Annotated in this window: 13 protein-coding genes and 1 tRNA gene; 10 read left to right on the top strand and 4 right to left on the bottom strand. The window is 70.6% G+C overall.

Annotated elements, in window-relative coordinates; all coding sequences use genetic code 11:
* Nucleotides 1-51 precede the first annotated feature (51 nt).
* The 6 genes from ACWPQI_RS20195 to ACWPQI_RS20170 all read left to right on the top strand — a co-directional run bounded on the left by ACWPQI_RS20195 (nt 52) and on the right by ACWPQI_RS20170 (nt 7,333).
* Entirely contained in the window at nt 52-1,572 is a 1,521-nt protein-coding gene (locus ACWPQI_RS20195; protein ID WP_040270209.1) for a long-chain-fatty-acid--CoA ligase, read from the top strand.
* Nucleotides 1,569-3,278 carry a PHA/PHB synthase family protein gene (locus ACWPQI_RS20190; protein ID WP_432375234.1) on the top strand — a complete coding sequence of 570 codons (1,710 nt, stop codon included), beginning with the start codon at nt 1,569-1,571 and terminating at the stop codon, nt 3,276-3,278. The genes ACWPQI_RS20195 and ACWPQI_RS20190 overlap by 4 nt, the downstream gene beginning before the upstream one ends.
* Before the next feature lie 17 nt (nt 3,279-3,295).
* Nucleotides 3,296-3,748, top strand: coding sequence for a MaoC family dehydratase (locus ACWPQI_RS20185; RefSeq protein ID WP_010596809.1), 453 nt, complete (start codon nt 3,296-3,298; stop codon nt 3,746-3,748).
* Entirely contained in the window at nt 3,745-4,569 is an 825-nt protein-coding gene (gene phaZ, locus ACWPQI_RS20180) for a poly(3-hydroxyalkanoate) depolymerase (protein ID WP_474738469.1), read from the top strand. The genes ACWPQI_RS20185 and phaZ overlap by 4 nt, the downstream gene beginning before the upstream one ends.
* 96 nt (nt 4,570-4,665) lie before the next feature.
* Nucleotides 4,666-5,700: an AraC family transcriptional regulator gene (locus ACWPQI_RS20175; RefSeq protein ID WP_010596811.1), complete on the top strand. Its 1,035-nt coding sequence runs from the start codon at nt 4,666-4,668 to the stop codon at nt 5,698-5,700.
* A gap of 631 nt (nt 5,701-6,331) precedes the next feature.
* A complete protein-coding gene (locus ACWPQI_RS20170; protein WP_059175000.1) occupies nt 6,332-7,333 on the top strand; it encodes a YeiH family protein in 1,002 nt (333 codons plus the stop codon).
* 97 nt (nt 7,334-7,430) lie between these two features.
* On the opposite strand, the gene ACWPQI_RS20165 is transcribed toward ACWPQI_RS20170, so the two are convergent.
* A tRNA-Gly gene (locus tag ACWPQI_RS20165) sits at nt 7,431-7,501 on the bottom strand.
* A 232-nt stretch (nt 7,502-7,733) separates the two neighbouring features.
* On the opposite strand from ACWPQI_RS20165, the gene ACWPQI_RS20160 reads away from it, so the two are divergent.
* Nucleotides 7,734-9,011 (top strand): esterase/lipase family protein, encoded by a 1,278-nt coding sequence (locus ACWPQI_RS20160; RefSeq protein WP_124258840.1) that lies wholly within the window; start codon nt 7,734-7,736, stop codon nt 9,009-9,011.
* Here ACWPQI_RS20160 and ACWPQI_RS20155 read toward each other — a convergent pair.
* On the bottom strand, nt 8,962-9,783 hold the full coding sequence (locus ACWPQI_RS20155; RefSeq protein ID WP_048773280.1) for an oxygenase MpaB family protein: 822 nt from the start codon (nt 9,781-9,783) through the stop codon (nt 8,962-8,964). The genes ACWPQI_RS20160 and ACWPQI_RS20155 overlap by 50 nt on opposite strands.
* Before the next feature lie 90 nt (nt 9,784-9,873).
* On the opposite strand from ACWPQI_RS20155, the gene ACWPQI_RS20150 reads away from it, so the two are divergent.
* A complete protein-coding gene (locus ACWPQI_RS20150) occupies nt 9,874-10,491 on the top strand; it encodes a TetR/AcrR family transcriptional regulator (RefSeq protein WP_010596815.1) in 618 nt (205 codons plus the stop codon).
* 26 nt (nt 10,492-10,517) lie between these two features.
* Here the strand turns inward: ACWPQI_RS20150 and ACWPQI_RS20145 are convergent, their stop codons facing one another.
* Entirely contained in the window at nt 10,518-12,059 is a 1,542-nt protein-coding gene (locus ACWPQI_RS20145; protein WP_064065711.1) for a SulP family inorganic anion transporter, read from the bottom strand.
* A 204-nt stretch (nt 12,060-12,263) separates the two neighbouring features.
* Between ACWPQI_RS20145 and ACWPQI_RS20140 the strand changes: the two genes are divergently transcribed.
* Nucleotides 12,264-12,641, top strand: a complete 378-nt coding sequence (locus tag ACWPQI_RS20140; RefSeq protein ID WP_064065712.1) for a MerR family transcriptional regulator — start codon at nt 12,264-12,266, stop codon at nt 12,639-12,641.
* Nucleotides 12,642-12,681: 40 nt separating this feature from the next.
* Here ACWPQI_RS20140 and ACWPQI_RS20135 read toward each other — a convergent pair whose 3' ends face one another.
* Nucleotides 12,682-13,845 carry an alpha/beta fold hydrolase gene (locus ACWPQI_RS20135; protein ID WP_040270216.1) on the bottom strand — a complete coding sequence of 388 codons (1,164 nt, stop codon included), beginning with the start codon at nt 13,843-13,845 and terminating at the stop codon, nt 12,682-12,684.
* Between the two features lie 94 nt (nt 13,846-13,939).
* Between ACWPQI_RS20135 and dcd the strand changes: the two genes are divergently transcribed.
* Nucleotides 13,940-14,530, top strand: coding sequence for a dCTP deaminase (dcd, locus tag ACWPQI_RS20130; protein WP_003934612.1), 591 nt, complete (start codon nt 13,940-13,942; stop codon nt 14,528-14,530).
* Nucleotides 14,531-14,557: the final 27 nt, after the last annotated feature.

Here is a 14,557-nt window from a genome sequence, read left to right as displayed (position 1 = left end):
TACGACCATTGACCACGACCCCTTTCTCGAACCACACCGGAGACCCACCACATGACCAACCTCAGTACCAATCTCGTTGTGTCGGCGCGCAACTACCCCGACAAGACCGCCCTGCGGTGCGGCGAGGACACGCTGTCGTTCGCGGAGTTCGACGCGGCCGCGGCGCGGGTGGCAACCCTGCTCGCACGGGCGGGGATCGCACCCGGTGACCGGGTCGCGGTGATGCTGCCCAACACCGCGGCGTTCGCGATCGTGTTCTACGGCATTCTGCGCCGCGGGGCGGTCGCGGTGCCGATGAACCCGCTGCTGAAGGCCCGCGAGATCGAGTTCTTCCTGACGAACACCGCCGCGGCGGCGCTGTTCGCGACCCCGGTGTTCGCCGAGGAGGCCCGCGCTGCGGCCGATGTGGCCGACGCCCGGTTGTGGCTGGTGGACGACGACGCCCTCGCCCGGCTGATCGCCGACCTGCCGGCGCAGGCCGCCCCGGTGCCGCGGGCGGGTGAGGACACCGCGGTGATCCTGCACACCTCGGGTACCACCGGCAAGCCCAAGGGCGCCGAACTCACCCACGCCGGACTGGCCGGCAATGCCGAGGTGACCGCCCGCACCCTGATCCAGGTCGGAGCCGACGACGTGGTGATGGGCGCACTGCCGCTGTTCCACGTCTTCGGACTCACGTGCGGGCTCAACGCCTCGGTCCTCGTGGGCGCCATGCTCACCCTGGTGCCGCGCTTCGACCCACGGACCGCGCTCGAGGTGATCGCCCGCGACCGGGTCACCGTGTTCGAGGGCGTGCCGACGATGTACGCCGCGATGCTGGGTGTCGCAGAGGAATTCGACGCGGCGGCGACGGCGAGCCTGCGAGTGTGCGTGTCCGGCGGTGCATCGTTGCCGGTGGCGGTTCTCGAGGACTTCGAGCGGACCTTCGACGCGGTGATCCTGGAAGGGTACGGGTTGTCGGAAACCTCGCCGGTCGCCTCGTTCAATCACCCGGACCGCGTCCGCAAGACGGGCTCGATCGGCACCCCGATCGAGGGGGTGCGGATGCGCGTGGTGGACGGCTCCGGTGTCGAGGTACCGGCCGACCGACCCGGCGAGATCCAGATCGCGGGACCGAACGTGATGAAGGGCTACTGGAACCTGCCCGAGGCGACCGCGGCCGCGATCGACGCGGCCGGTTGGTTCGCTACCGGCGACATCGGCCGCATGGACACCGACGGCTACTTCTACATCGTGGACCGAAAGAAGGACCTGATCATCCGCGGTGGGTTCAACGTCTACCCCCGCGAGATCGAGGAGGTTGTCTACGAGCATCCTGCCGTGGCGGCGGCCGCGGTGGTCGGCATCCCGCACGACACCCTCGGCGAGGAGATCGGCGCCGCGGTCACGCTCAGAGTCGGCATGAGCGCCGACCCCGTCGAGATCGTGAAATTCGTCAGACAGCGCGTCGCCGCCTACAAGTATCCGCGCCACGTCTGGATCCTCGACTCCCTGCCCCAGGGCCCCACCGGCAAGATCCTGCGTCGCGACATCACCATCCCCACATTCGAAAGCAGCAGCAACCGAGCATGACCACCACCGTCACCACCACCGAGCCCGTGCACCGTTCCGACGAACCCGCCGCGCCGGTGGACCTGCTGCTGGCCGGCTCGGCCCGCGGCCTGGCCCGCCGGATGCTGCCCGATCGAGGCTGGGCCCGGCTCGCGGGCGGACTGGCCGCGCGCCCCGGCACGCTCGCGCACCGCGGCGGAACCCTGGCCAGGGAACTCGCCGCCGTCGCCGCCGGCCGCGCCGACCGCGCACCCGCCAAGGGCGACAAGCGATTCACCGACCCGGCATGGCAGCACAACCCGTGGTTGCGTCGCAGCATGCAGGCCTACCTCGCCACCGCCGACACCGCCTATGCCCTGCTCGCCGACGCCGGCCTGGACTGGCGCGACACCGAACGGATGCGGTTCGTGCTCGACAACCTCGTCGAGGGTCTCGCGCCGAGCAACAATCCGGTACTCAACCCGCTCGGATGGAAGGCGCTCATCGACACCGGCGGACTGTCCGCGCTGCGCGGGGCGCGTGCATTCGCCTGCGACATGGCCACCAAGCCGCGGGTGCCCGCCATGGTCGAACCCGGTGCCTACACCCTCGGCGAGACCGTCGCGGTGACACCCGGGGCGGTGGTGCTGCGAACCCCGGTACTCGAGCTGATCCAGTATGCGCCGCACACCGACACCGTGCACGAGGTGCCGCTGTTGATGGTGCCCCCGGTGATCAACAAGTACTACATCACCGACATCGCCCCAGGCCGCAGCATGATCGAGTACTTCGTCGCCCAGGGCCAGCAGGTGTTCACCATCTCCTGGCGCAACCCCCATGCCGAACACCGGGACTGGGACCTCGACACGTACGTCACGGCGATCGTCGATGCGATGGACGCCGTCCAGGCGATCACCGGGACCGGCCGCACGCACCTGCAAGGCAGCTGTTCGGGCGGGATCCTGGCCGCGACGACCGCCGCGTACCTGGCCGCTACCGGACACGGCGACCGGGTTGCCGGGCTGACCCTGGCGGTGACCGTGCTCGACCAGGCGCGGGCCGGGTTCGCCGCCGCCGCCCTCGACGAACGCACCGCCGCGACTGCGATCGAACGCTCGCAGTCGAGGGGCTACCTGGACGGGGACGAGCTGGCCGAGGTGTTCGCCTGGCTGCGCCCGACCGACCTGGTGTGGCGCTACTGGGTCAACAATTACCTGCAGGGCCGCCCGCCCGCGCCGTTCGACGTGCTGCACTGGAACGCCGACACCACCCGGATGGCCGCCGGCCTGCACCGCGACCTGGTCCGCATCGGCGTCACCAACGCGCTGGCCGCCCCCGGCACGATGGAGCTGTCGGGTACCCCGATCGATCTCGGCGCGGTCACCGCCGACGCGTACGTGATCGGCGGGATCGCCGACCACATCTCGCCGTGGCAAGGCTGCTACCGCAGCGCCGCCCTGCTGGGCGGTGCGGACACCCGGTTCGTGCTCTCCACCAGCGGGCACGTCGCCGCGCTGGTCAACCCCCCTGGAAACCCCAAGGCGTCCTTCCGGATCGGGACCGTCGACGCGGACACCCCGGAGCAGTGGCTCGACCGCGCGGAGGTCACCCGAGACTCGTGGTGGCCCGACTACACCGCCTGGCTCGCTGCGCGCAGCGGCCCCACCGTTCCTGCCCCCACCACCGTCGGCGGTGCCGCCCACTCCCCGCTCGACGCCGCACCGGGCACCTACGTTCACCACAGCTGACCCCAGGAGACGACATCATGACCACCACACTCGACAACCCGCGCGCGCTGCTCGATCTGGTCGGGCGCGAACTCGGCCGCACCGACTGGCGCGAGATCACCCAGGAACAGGTGGGCCGGTTCGCCGACGCCACCGGTGATCACCAGTGGATCCACACCGAGCCCGAGTTGGCCGCGGCCGGACCGTTCGGCACCACCATTGCTCACGGCTACCTCACCCTGTCGCTGACGCCGATCGTGCTCGCCGAGGTACTGGTCTTCGACGACCTCGGTATGGCAGTGAACTACGGGACGAACAAGGTCCGGTTTCCTGCGCCGGTGCCGGTCGCATCGGAACTGCGCGCCACGGTCACCCTCACCGCCGCGGTGGAGAAGCCCGCCGGCATCGAGGCGGTGTTCACGCTCACCTACGAGATCCGGGGCGGGGTGCGGCCGGTGTGCGTGGCCGAGGTCGTCATCGTCTACCGATGACCGGCGGCGCTCGTACCACGCGGCACGAGATCCTCGTGGGCCGGCAACGCATCCGGGTCCACGTCCGGCACGGGTTCGGAGTGCCGCTGGTGCTGTGCAACGGGATCGGCGCCGGGTTCGAGGTGCTCGACCCCTTCGTCGCCGCCCTCGATCCGGCCACCACGATCGTCCGGTTCGACGTCCCCGGCGCCGGGGGGTCGCCGCCCGCGCTCGCGCCCTACGGGTTCGGCTACCTTGCGCGGCTCCTGGGGCGGGTGCTCGACCGGCTCGGTATCGGCACGGTGGACGTGCTCGGCTTGTCCTGGGGCGGGGCGCTGGCCCAGCAGTTCGCGTTCCAGAACCCGCGCCGGTGTCGGCGACTCGTGCTCGTCGCCACTGCCACCGGGGCGCTCATGGTGCCCGGGCACCCCCGGGTGCTCGCCAAGATGGTCACCGGTCGCCGGTTCACCGACCCCGGGCGTGCGGCGGCGATCGCCGGCCGGATCTACGGCGGTACCGCGGCAGACCGCAGCCACGACATCGCCGCCCTCTTCGGCGCCCAGACCCACGCCGGATCGGCGATCGGCTACCTGCATCAGCTGCTGGCCGGTGCCGTGTGGACCAGCCTGCCGCTGCTTCCCGCCATCCGCCAGCCCACTCTGATCGTCGCCGGCACCGACGATCCCATCGTCCCGATCGCCAACGCCCACATCCTGCACCGACTGCTGCCGCACGCCACCCTGCACCGGCACGACGGCGGGCACATCGAACTGATCACCGACGCGGACGGGCTCGCCCCGGTGATCGAGGCCTTTCTCCACGAAGCCGGACGACGGCCGTGACGATCACCGAGGCATGCCCCCGCCCGCCCGTGCCGGGGCGAGCGTATCTTGAGGTGACCTGGGTTGTTCCCTCTGGGACGGGATGTGGGGTCGGACATGAAGCCGTTGGCCCGCTACGCCGCCATCACCGGGTATGCCGACCTGTGCGCCTCGCTCGGAATGGACCCCACGCCGTTGCTGCGCAGCGTCGGGCTCGATCCCACGGGTTTGGGTCTGCCGGACCGGTGGATCCCTGCCGTCGCGATCGCGCGCCTGCTGGAACGTTCGGCGGCCGCCGCCCGCTGCCCCGACTTCGGGCTGCGGCTCGTCGAGCGACGGCGCTTCGCCAGCCTCGGCCCGGTGAGTCTGGTCCTCCGGGAGGAACCCGACGTCCGCAGCGCGCTGAAGTTCCTGATGCGCTATCAGCACATGTACAACGAGGCCCTGCGGATGCGGTTGGTCGAGGCCGAGGACGTGGCGACCATCCGGGTGACGCTCGAGTTGGGTGAACCTGCCGACACCCGGCAGGCCATGGAACTGGTGATGGGGGTCCTGCACGGGCTGTTGCGCGATTTCCGCGGTGGCCGCTGGCGGCCATTGGCGGTCTGCTTCACCCACCTCGCCCCCGAGGACATCAGCACCCACCTCGACGTGTTCGGGCCCATGGTCAAGTTCGACCAGGAGTTCACCGGAATCGTCCTCTACACAAGCGATCTCGACGCTCCCAATGCCATGTCGGGTCCCTCGATCGGTCCGTATGCCCGCCAGTACCTCGACAGCCTCGACACCCGGCCCGACGCGATGCTCGTCACTCGGGTGCGCGAGCTGATCGAACTGCTGCTGCCCACCGGGCGATGCTCGGTCGAGCAGGTCGCCCGCAGCCTCGGGGTGGACCGGCGCACCGTGCACCGTCACCTCGCCGAGGCCGGGCAGAACTACACCGCGGTGCTCAATGCCACCCGCGTGGACCTGGCCGAACACCTCGTTGCCGGTCGGCGCTACTCGCTCACCGAAGTTGCCGACCTGCTCGGCTTCTCCTCCCCGAGCAACTTCTCCCGCTGGTTCAGCAACGAATTCGGTTGCAGTCCGCGACAGTGGCGTGCCGAGCACCGGACCGATGCCGGCGTCGGAGCCGGGGACGTGCCGGTATGAGCGGGAGCTTCCGGACCGACGGTTGTGCGTGTCTTGCCAAGGCATTTCGGTCCGGCAACGGCGCCATGGCGACCCGGCCCGAATCGTGAGTCGGCCCCGGCGTGTTTTCGCCCGTCCCGGCGACGAGTCCCCACGCTGATCCGGGTCGCCTCCCGGCATCACACCGACTCCCCGGGCGGTGTGTCACGTCGTCGATCGACGTGGCTCGGTAGTCGGGGGTTCGAGAATTGCGCTTCGGTGCGTCCCGTATCGAATACACCGTGTCCCGCTGGGAAAAGTATGCCGTGCCGGATCCGGATACTGTGAGGTACGTCGCATTCGGGGTCCCGTAGGGGGATCCCTCGGCGGGGCCGCTCGACCGTGGCCCGCTCGATCACGGCGACGTCCGAACCGGCCACAGGCCCGAATATCTCGGCCGGGCCGGGTCCTCGTGCCGACACGTGGAAGAAAGAGAGTGTGCAGCGTGCAGGGTGCTACCGCAGCCGCGGAGACCGACCGCACAGATCCCGAACACGACAGGTCGGCCGGGCCGGACACGCGACCGGTCGCGGACGAGGTTGCCCAGCCGGGGGACCGGGGACGCAACGGCGGCCGTGGTACGGGAGTCACGCGGCACGTCTCGCTCGAGCGCGTGCGTGCATCGCTACCCGGATTGGTGTTGTCTGCCGCGGCGGCGGCAGTGGCCGTTGTCGCGGCACGCGTGTTCGGCGGGATCAGTCCGCTGCTGATCGCGATCCTGCTCGGCGCAGTGGTCGCGAATGTGAGGACCCTGCCGGCGGTCTTCGAACCGGGTGTGACCGTCGCGTCGCGGCGACTGCTCCGCATCGGAGTCGCGCTGCTCGGTCTGCAATTGCTGCTGCCGAACGTGCTGGCGCTGGGATGGGGGACGCTCGCGGTGGTCGCTGCCGTGGTCGGCCTCGGCATCGCCGGGTCGATGGTGCTCGGGAGGATGCTCGGGATCGGCTGGACGCAACGGCTGCTGATCGCGTGCAGTTTCTCGATCTGCGGTGCCGCCGCCGCGGCTGCGGTCGACGGCGTGGTGAACGCACGCAAACGGGAACTGGTGACCACGGTCGCGCTGGTCGTCGTCTTCGGCACCGTGATGATTCCGGCTCTGCCCGCGGCTGCGGCCGCCCTGGGCCTGGACTCGGCCCAGGCAGGGATGTGGGCCGGCGCCGCGATCCACGAGGTGGCGCAGGTGGTCGCTGCCGGCGGCGCGCTCGACGCGGGGTCGTCGGCCGCGGCGGTGGGCGGCGGCGCCCTGGCCGTTGCGGTGACGGTCAAGCTGGCCCGGGTGGCGCTGCTGGCGCCGGTGGTCGCATGGATCGGGGTGGCGTCACGACGCCGCGCCGCCACTCTCACACAGACGAGGCGGCCGCCCCTGGTGCCGCTGTTCCTGATCGGATTCCTCGCCTGCGTGGCGTTGCGGGCCACCGGCGTTCTCGGACCGGCGTGGCTCGACGCCGCGCGAGTGACCCAGACCGCGCTGCTCACCGCCGCGATGTTCGCCCTCGGTACCGGGGTCCGGCTGTCCGTGTTGCGTGGTATCGGATGGCGACCTTTCGCTCTCGCCGCCGCCTCCACGGTCATCGTCGTCACGATCGCGCTCACCGGAGTTCTGCTGGTCGGCTGAGCCGTGCATCGTCCCGCGGGCCCGAGTCGGCGCGCCGAGTCGGACCGACGGCGAAGGGCCCCGGCTGCGCGGTGCGCCGGCCGGGGCCCTTCGGGAGAGCCGATGACGGGAATCGAACCCGCGTATTCAGCTTGGGAAGCTGATGTTCTACCATTGAACTACATCGGCACGCTGGGCTTTTGCCGATTTCTCGGCGTCGTCCCAAGCTCGTCGCACACTGTAGCAGACTCCGCGCGGCCGTTGTCACACCGACCGGGACGTTCCTGCGTCGAACGGGGCGTGGCTGCGGCAAACGCCGAGTGGCGACGTCCGGAACCGCCCGTTCGTCGCGAGATCCTCCCGCTCGGACAAGATGCTCGGACAAGACGACAGCGACGCGCCGTTCCCGCACACTGAAGGCATGAAGGCCACGGCGGGGCGGTCCGAGGCGTCCGAGCTGGCTCGGCTGCTGCTCGACGAGGTGGGCGCGGCGACCGGCGGCGTGCAGGCGGTGCACCGCCGCATCGCGGACCGGGTGTTCGGGACGGTCGCGCTGGGGGTCGGGACGCCGGCGCTGGCGGTCAAGGCCGCGCACGACGCGATCACCGACGGGGTCTATTCCGTGATCCGGGAGGCCGCGTCGGCGACGGCGGCACTGGCCGAGTTCGGGTTTGCGGAGTCCGCCGGGGACCGGGCGCCGTCGGAGACCGTTCGCGGCGCGATGGCGATCGCCGCGGTCGACGGCCTCATCGGGGACGTCCTCGAGTCGGAGGGATCACCGCTGGCGCTGCCCGTGTCGGTGCGGGTGGACGGCCGGGCCGTGCCGCTCACGGCCGACGCCCTCGCTCGCGCGCTCCCGCACGCGACGAACCGCGTGGTGGTGTTCGTGCACGGGCTGATGGAGACCGAGGCGACGTGGCGGTTCGGCGGCCGCCGAACCTACGGCGAACGGCTCGTCGACGATCTCGGCTGCACGTCGGTGTTCGTGCGCTACAACACCGGCCGGCACATCTCCGTCAACGGGCGCGAGCTGTCGGAGCTGCTCGACGCGCTCGTGCGGGCGTGGCCGCGCGAGGTCGAGCAGATCGCCCTCGTCGGTCATTCGATGGGAGGACTCGTCGCGCGCAGCGCCTGCTTCTACGGCACCGAGAAGGCGTGGTCTCGCCGTGTGCGCCATGTGGTTTCGCTCGGGTCCCCGCATCTGGGGGCGCCGCTCGAGCAGGCGGTGCACTATGCGAGCGCGGCGCTCGTCGCGATCCCGGAGTCGAAGCCGTTCGGGACGCTGCTGCGACGGCGCAGCGCCGGCATCCGCGACCTGAACCGGGGCGCGGTGGTGGACGAGGACTGGTCCGGTCGCGACGCGGACGACCTGCGGCGCGCCGTGTGCCGGGAGGTGCCGCTGCTCGACGGAGCGATGCACTGCTTCGTGTCGGCGACCCTGACTCGTAGTCCCACGCATCCGCTGGGCCGGTTGCTCGGGGACGGACTCGTCCTCGTGCCGAGCGCGTCGGGGAACGGCCGGACCCGGCGCATCGGCTTCCGTGCGGAGGACGGGATGCACCGGGCGCCTGCGCACCATCTGACGCTGCTCAACGACGACGAGGTCTACCGGCAGTTGCTGAGGTGGCTGCGCACCGGTCCCGGAGCGCCTAGACCAGGGGACGACCGGTCCGGATCCGCCGGCGCAGATCGGCCATGAGCAGCCGGTAGGGCGCTTCCCGCAGCGCCACCGGAATCCGCGAGTTGACCGCCCCGAGGGTGCGCGTGAGCCGGTCGAAGCGGCGCTGGTCGCGCGGGCTCCACGGCAGCCGCATCCGGTCGCGGAACATCGGGGGCAGGAAGCCCGTGGTGAGGAACAGGTTGAGCCGGCCGAACAGCAGCGACACCGGCCGGGGCAGGAAGCGCATGGTGGCGATGGCGTAGAGGTGCTCGCGCACGACGTCGTCGATGTCGACCCGGGCGAGCGCGTCGTTCCAGTACTTCTCGAACGCCTCGCGGTCCGCGGGCCACATATCAGGCTTCACCTGCAGGGTGGTGCCGAACGCGGCGCCCTTGCGGTAGTACCAGTCGACGGCCTCGGCGGGGATCGGCCCGTAGAGCGCGTTGTGCACGTCCTCGAATCCGCGGTAGATGCACGCGGCCACCCACAGCTGCAGGTCGGGGTCGAACGCGTTGTACTCGACCGGGCTGGTCTCGGTGGAGCGGACGTGCCGGTGGGCGGTGTTGACGGCCTTGCGGTAGAGCTTCTTCTCCTCGTCGGTGCCGGTGGCCGCGACGGCCAGGTAGGTGAGGGTCGTGCGGGTGCGCTTGATCGGGTGGTCGAACAGCCGTCCGGAGGCGACGCGGCTTTCGACGACGCCGTAGCCGACGCCGGGGTGGGACAGCTGCATGATGACGTTCGCCGCGCCGGCCATGAGGCCGAGCCCGTCCATGACGTCGTCGAACTCCGCAGGCTTCTCGAGGGTGGTCACGAGTTCGATCCCTTCGTCCGTCCTATATGTGAACACGACTGTAGTCACATATATGACCGGGGTAAAGGGGTCGCCTGCGAAGATGGACCGATGGTGACAGGACGGCTCTACGGAGGACGCGGGGGAGAACAGCGGCAGGCGGAACGACGGGCGCAGCTCATCGAGGCCGGGCTCGACATCCTCGGCGGACCCGACGGCGATCACACGCTCTCCGTCCGCGGCGTGTGCAAGCGCACCGGCCTGGCCTCCCGCTACTTCTACGAGAACTTCGCCGACCGCGACGAACTCACCGTCGCCGTGTACGACCACGTCATCCAGCGCATCGCCGAGAGCACCCTGCGCGCGGTGACGGAGGCGCCGCGCGACGAGCGGGCGGTGGTCCGCGCCGGCGTGGAGAACATCGTCCGTGAGGTCGCCGAGGACCCGCGCCTGGGCCGGCTCGTCTTCTCCGTCAGCCAGGCGAATCCACACCTGGTGAGCCGGCGACTGGAGTCGTCACGCATGTTCGCGGGCCTGGTGACGGCGCAGGCGGTGGACTTCTTCGAGGTGAGCTCCACGCCCCGGCTCGATCTCGCCGCCCACTTCGTCGTCGGCGGCCTCGCCCAGGTCCTCACGGCGTGGCTCGAGGGTGACAGCCCGCTCGGCCAGGACGAGGTCATCGACGCGTGCACCGACTTCCTGCTCACCATGTCGTCGCAGGCGCGCTGACGCAGCCGCCGTCCGCCCGGCGGCGGTCAGTGGCCGTCGCCGAGTCGGCCGGAGAGCCGGTCGAGGCGGTCGAGGCTGGCGCCGTCGAGGCCGACGATCTCCACGTGCTTGCCCTTCGCGGCGTACTTGTGCCGGATCGCATCGAGGGTGGCCACGGTGGACGCGTCCCATATGTCGGCGCCGGTGAGGTCGATGACGACGTTGCGCGGATCCCCGACGTAGTCGAACTGGTAGATCAGGTCGTTGCTCGAGGCGAAGAACAGCTCGCCGTGCACCTTGTAGACACGGGTGTCGACCGTGCCGTCGTGGTCGGTGTCGGCCTCGGAGACCTTCTCGATGCTGATCATGTGGGCGACGCGGCGGGCGAAGAGCACCATCGCGGTGACCACCCCGAGGATCACCCCGATCGCGAGGTTGTGGGTCGCGACGGTCGCGACGACGGTCACCAGCATCACCAGGGTTTCGCTGCGCGGCAGCAGTTTCAGGGTGCGGGGGTGAATGCTGTGCCAGTCGAGGGTGGCGACCGAGACCATGATCATCACCGCGACCAGGGCCGCCATCGGGATCAGTGCGACGATGTCGCCGAGGGCCACGACGAGGATCAGCAGGAACACCCCGGCCAGGAAGGTGGAGATGCGGGTGCGCGCCCCGGAGACCTTCACGTTGATCATGGTCTGGCCGATCATCGCGCAGCCGCCCATGCCGCCGAAGAACCCGGTGACCAGGTTCGCCACCCCCTGGCCCCAGCCCTCGCGGGTCTTGTTCGAGTGGGTGTCGGTGATGTCGTCGACGAGCTTGGCGGTCATGAGCGATTCGAGCAGGCCGACCAGCGCCATCGCCAGCGCGTAGGGCGCGATGATCGACAGGGTCTCGGTGGTCAGCGGCACGTCGGGGACGAACAGCGCCGGCAGCGACTCGGGCAGCTCACCCTCGTCGCCGACGTTCGGCACGTCCCAGCCGAAGACGAGCACGGCGGCGGTGAGCGCCACGATGGCCACCAGCGGCGCCGGCACCACGGAGGTGAGCTTCGGCAGCAGGAACATCACCGCCAGCCCCACCGCGACGAGGGGATAGACCAGCCACGGGACGTCGATCAGGTGCGGCAACTGCGCGGTGAAGATCAAGATGGCCAGGGCGTTGACGAAGCCGACCATGACACTGCGCGGGATGAACCGCATCAGCTTGGCCACCCCCAGCACCGAGAGCACCACCTGGAAGATTCCGCCCAGGATGACGGTGGCGACGAGGTAGTCGAGGCCGTACTCGCGGGTCACCGGCGCGATGACCAGCGCGATCGCGGCGGTGGCGGCGGAGATCATCGCCGGGCGGCCGCCGACGATGGAGATGGTCACGGCCATGGTGAACGAGGCGAACAGCCCCACCCGCGGGTCCACCCCGGCGATGATGGAGAACGAGATCGCCTCCGGGATCAGCGCCAGCGCGACGACCAGTCCGGCAAGGACCTCGGTCTTCAGGCGTTTCGGGGAGCGCAGGGCGCCGCGCACCGAGAAGGCGGGGTCGGCGTCCGCCTCGGGAACGGCCGGCGCGCTGCCGGCAGGAGTGGTCACAGTCGGGTCTTCTTTCCGGCGCCGGGATGGGGAACCGGGGGCGAGGCACCCCCGTGCGCGGGCGGGACGGCATCGTCGCGTCCGCGGAACCCGCCGAACTCTACCCTCCGGTGAGGGTAGAGTTCGAATCGAGGGTCGGGCCGCTCGCTACGGTGGAGACGACCGGGAGGAAAGGGTGCGGCTGTGACCATCGATTCGGGGCATATGCAGATCGGGCAGGTGGCCGCGCGCACCGAACTGTCGATCAAGACCATCCGTCACTACGACGAGGTGGGCCTGGTCACCCCGTCCGCCCGCAGCACCGGCGGGTTCCGTCTCTACACCGACGACGACGTACGGCGCCTGCTGGTGATCCGGCGGATGAAGCCGCTCGGCTTCACCCTCGAGGAGATGCGCGAGTTGCTCGCCGCTCTCGATCGGATCGCCGACGCCGCGCCCTCCGGACAGGCGGCCGCCGGCGCCCGCGGCGTGCTCGCGGAGTTCCACCGGCGCGCCGAGGACAGCTGCGCCCGTCTGCGCACCCAGCTCGCGTACGCGGAGGAACTGACCACCATCCTGGGCGAGCACGCCACCGGCGCCTGACCCTCCGTCGGCGCCGCGCGGAGGTCGACCGCGGCGTCGGTCACCGCTCGCTCGCCCGCACCGGCCGCGTGTCCCGTTCGGCGAGCCGATCGACGAACGGCACGATCTTCGTGGCGACGGCGGCGTCGTAGGCCTGCGGCTGCTGGATCGGGTTGGCGTGCCCGGTGCCGGCCAACCGGACCACCAGCAGCGAACCCCTCGAACCGCCGACCCGCTCGAACAGCACCCGCTGGCTGTAGTCCACGTCGACGACGTCGTCGTCGGTGCCGCGCCCGGGACGCACGAACACCACCGCCGGCCCGCGACTGTCCCCGCGCCGCGACGCCAGCGCCCGCAGATCATCGAGCGCACCCGAGGCGACGATGGCCTCGAACTGGGACTCGATCAGCCCGGTGCTGGCCACGTCGCGGTCGAAGATCTTGTCCTCGAGCACCTCGGTGACCGCGTCGACCAGCCCGCCGGGATCGACGGTGGGGAGGCCGTGCGGATGCGGAACGACGTAGCGGTCCTTGCGGGCGGCGGTCTCGACCACCAGCCGCAGGGTGCGGCTCTCACGCGCCCCGGGCACCCACCCCACCCAGCGCAGCAGATCCTCCCCGGTGTCGCGCTTGTCGGCCCGCACCGCGTGCAGATCGACGGGAGTGCAGTCCAGGATCACCGCCAGCAGATCCAGGTCCGGGTCGGCGACGACGTGGCCGGCCACCTCGAGGGCGATGATGCCGCCCATGCTGTGCCCGGTCAGCACGACGCGTTCCACCCCGGCCTGCTCCGCGTGGTCGACGATCATCCGGCTGATGACCGCGGTGTCGAGGCCGGTGTTGTCGTACTGCACCGCCCACACCTGCCCGAGCGCGGCCAGCGCCGGTAGAGCACGGGCGGTGTCGGTGGCATCGAGATTGCCGAGTCCGACCATGCTCACCACCGCGGTGGCGCGATCGGCCGGATCCGCCGCGTCGAAGATCGGATGCAGGTGCGGCCGGGTGTGGGCCAGCCGGTCGCGTTCGGGGGCGACGTCGTGGATCCAGTACTGCCCGCCCAGGATCGAGACCGGAACCGTCAGCAGCGCCAGCCACGCGAGACCGCGGCGCACGCGCCCGAACCGCCGCCAGCGGTGCCCGAGCCGCGTGGAGCGCAGGCACGCTTTGCGGCGCTCGTTGCTCCAGTCTGTCACCGGGCACGGCGCGAGGGACCGATCGTGCACCATGTGGGGCCGAGCTTAGTCGCCGCGCCCGGCCGCCGGCGCCCGCCCGGCGCGCGAGCCGCGGGGCGGCCCGGGGCGGGTTGTTAGTCTCTACCCCGTGCTGCTCTCCGATCGCGACATCCGCGCCGAGGTCGCCTCCGGGCGTCTCGGCATCGACCCCTTCGACGTCGCGATGGTGCAGCCGTCGAGCGTGGACGTGCGGCTCGACAGCCTGTTCCGGGTCTTCAACAACACCCGCTACACGCACATCGACCCCGCGCTGCGGCAGGACGAACTCACCTCGCTCGTGCAGGCCCCGCCGGGCGAGCCGTTCGTCCTGCACCCGGGCGAGTTCGTGCTCGGGTCGACGATGGAGACGTGCAGCCTGCCCGACGATCTCGCCGGTCGCCTCGAGGGCAAGTCGTCGCTCGGCCGGCTCGGGCTGCTCACCCATTCCACGGCCGGATTCATCGACCCGGGTTTCAGCGGGCATATCACCCTCGAGCTCTCCAACGTGGCCAACCTGCCGATCACGCTGTGGCCGGGGATGAAGATCGGGCAGCTGTGCCTGTTCCGGTTGACCAGCCCCGCCGAGCACCCCTACGGCAGCGCCGCCGTCGGCTCCAAGTACCAGGGCCAGCGCGGGCCGACGCCGTCGAAGGCGTATCTCAACTTCGTGCGCGAACATCCCGACGCCCGGCCGAGCTGACCGGGCGCCCGCGGCGCCGGCTCGTCC

The sequence above is a fragment of the Rhodococcus sp. LMD genome (genome assembly GCF_056108245.1).
The sequence above is the reverse complement of the archived record's forward strand: the minus strand, read 5'-3'. Positions and strand labels throughout refer to the sequence as shown.

Coding starts and splice junctions, on each gene's coding strand:
- ACWPQI_RS20195 (WP_040270209.1), top strand. CDS start 52: ATGACCAACCTCAGTACCAATCTCGTTGTGTCGGCGCGCAACTACCCC.
- ACWPQI_RS20190 (WP_432375234.1), top strand. CDS start 1,569: ATGACCACCACCGTCACCACCACCGAGCCCGTGCACCGTTCCGACGAA.
- ACWPQI_RS20185 (WP_010596809.1), top strand. CDS start 3,296: ATGACCACCACACTCGACAACCCGCGCGCGCTGCTCGATCTGGTCGGG.
- phaZ (WP_474738469.1), top strand. CDS start 3,745: ATGACCGGCGGCGCTCGTACCACGCGGCACGAGATCCTCGTGGGCCGG.
- ACWPQI_RS20175 (WP_010596811.1), top strand. CDS start 4,666: ATGAAGCCGTTGGCCCGCTACGCCGCCATCACCGGGTATGCCGACCTG.
- ACWPQI_RS20160 (WP_124258840.1), top strand. CDS start 7,734: ATGAAGGCCACGGCGGGGCGGTCCGAGGCGTCCGAGCTGGCTCGGCTG.
- ACWPQI_RS20150 (WP_010596815.1), top strand. CDS start 9,874: ATGGTGACAGGACGGCTCTACGGAGGACGCGGGGGAGAACAGCGGCAG.
- ACWPQI_RS20140 (WP_064065712.1), top strand. CDS start 12,264: ATGCAGATCGGGCAGGTGGCCGCGCGCACCGAACTGTCGATCAAGACC.
- ACWPQI_RS20135 (WP_040270216.1), bottom strand. CDS start 13,845: ATGGTGCACGATCGGTCCCTCGCGCCGTGCCCGGTGACAGACTGGAGC.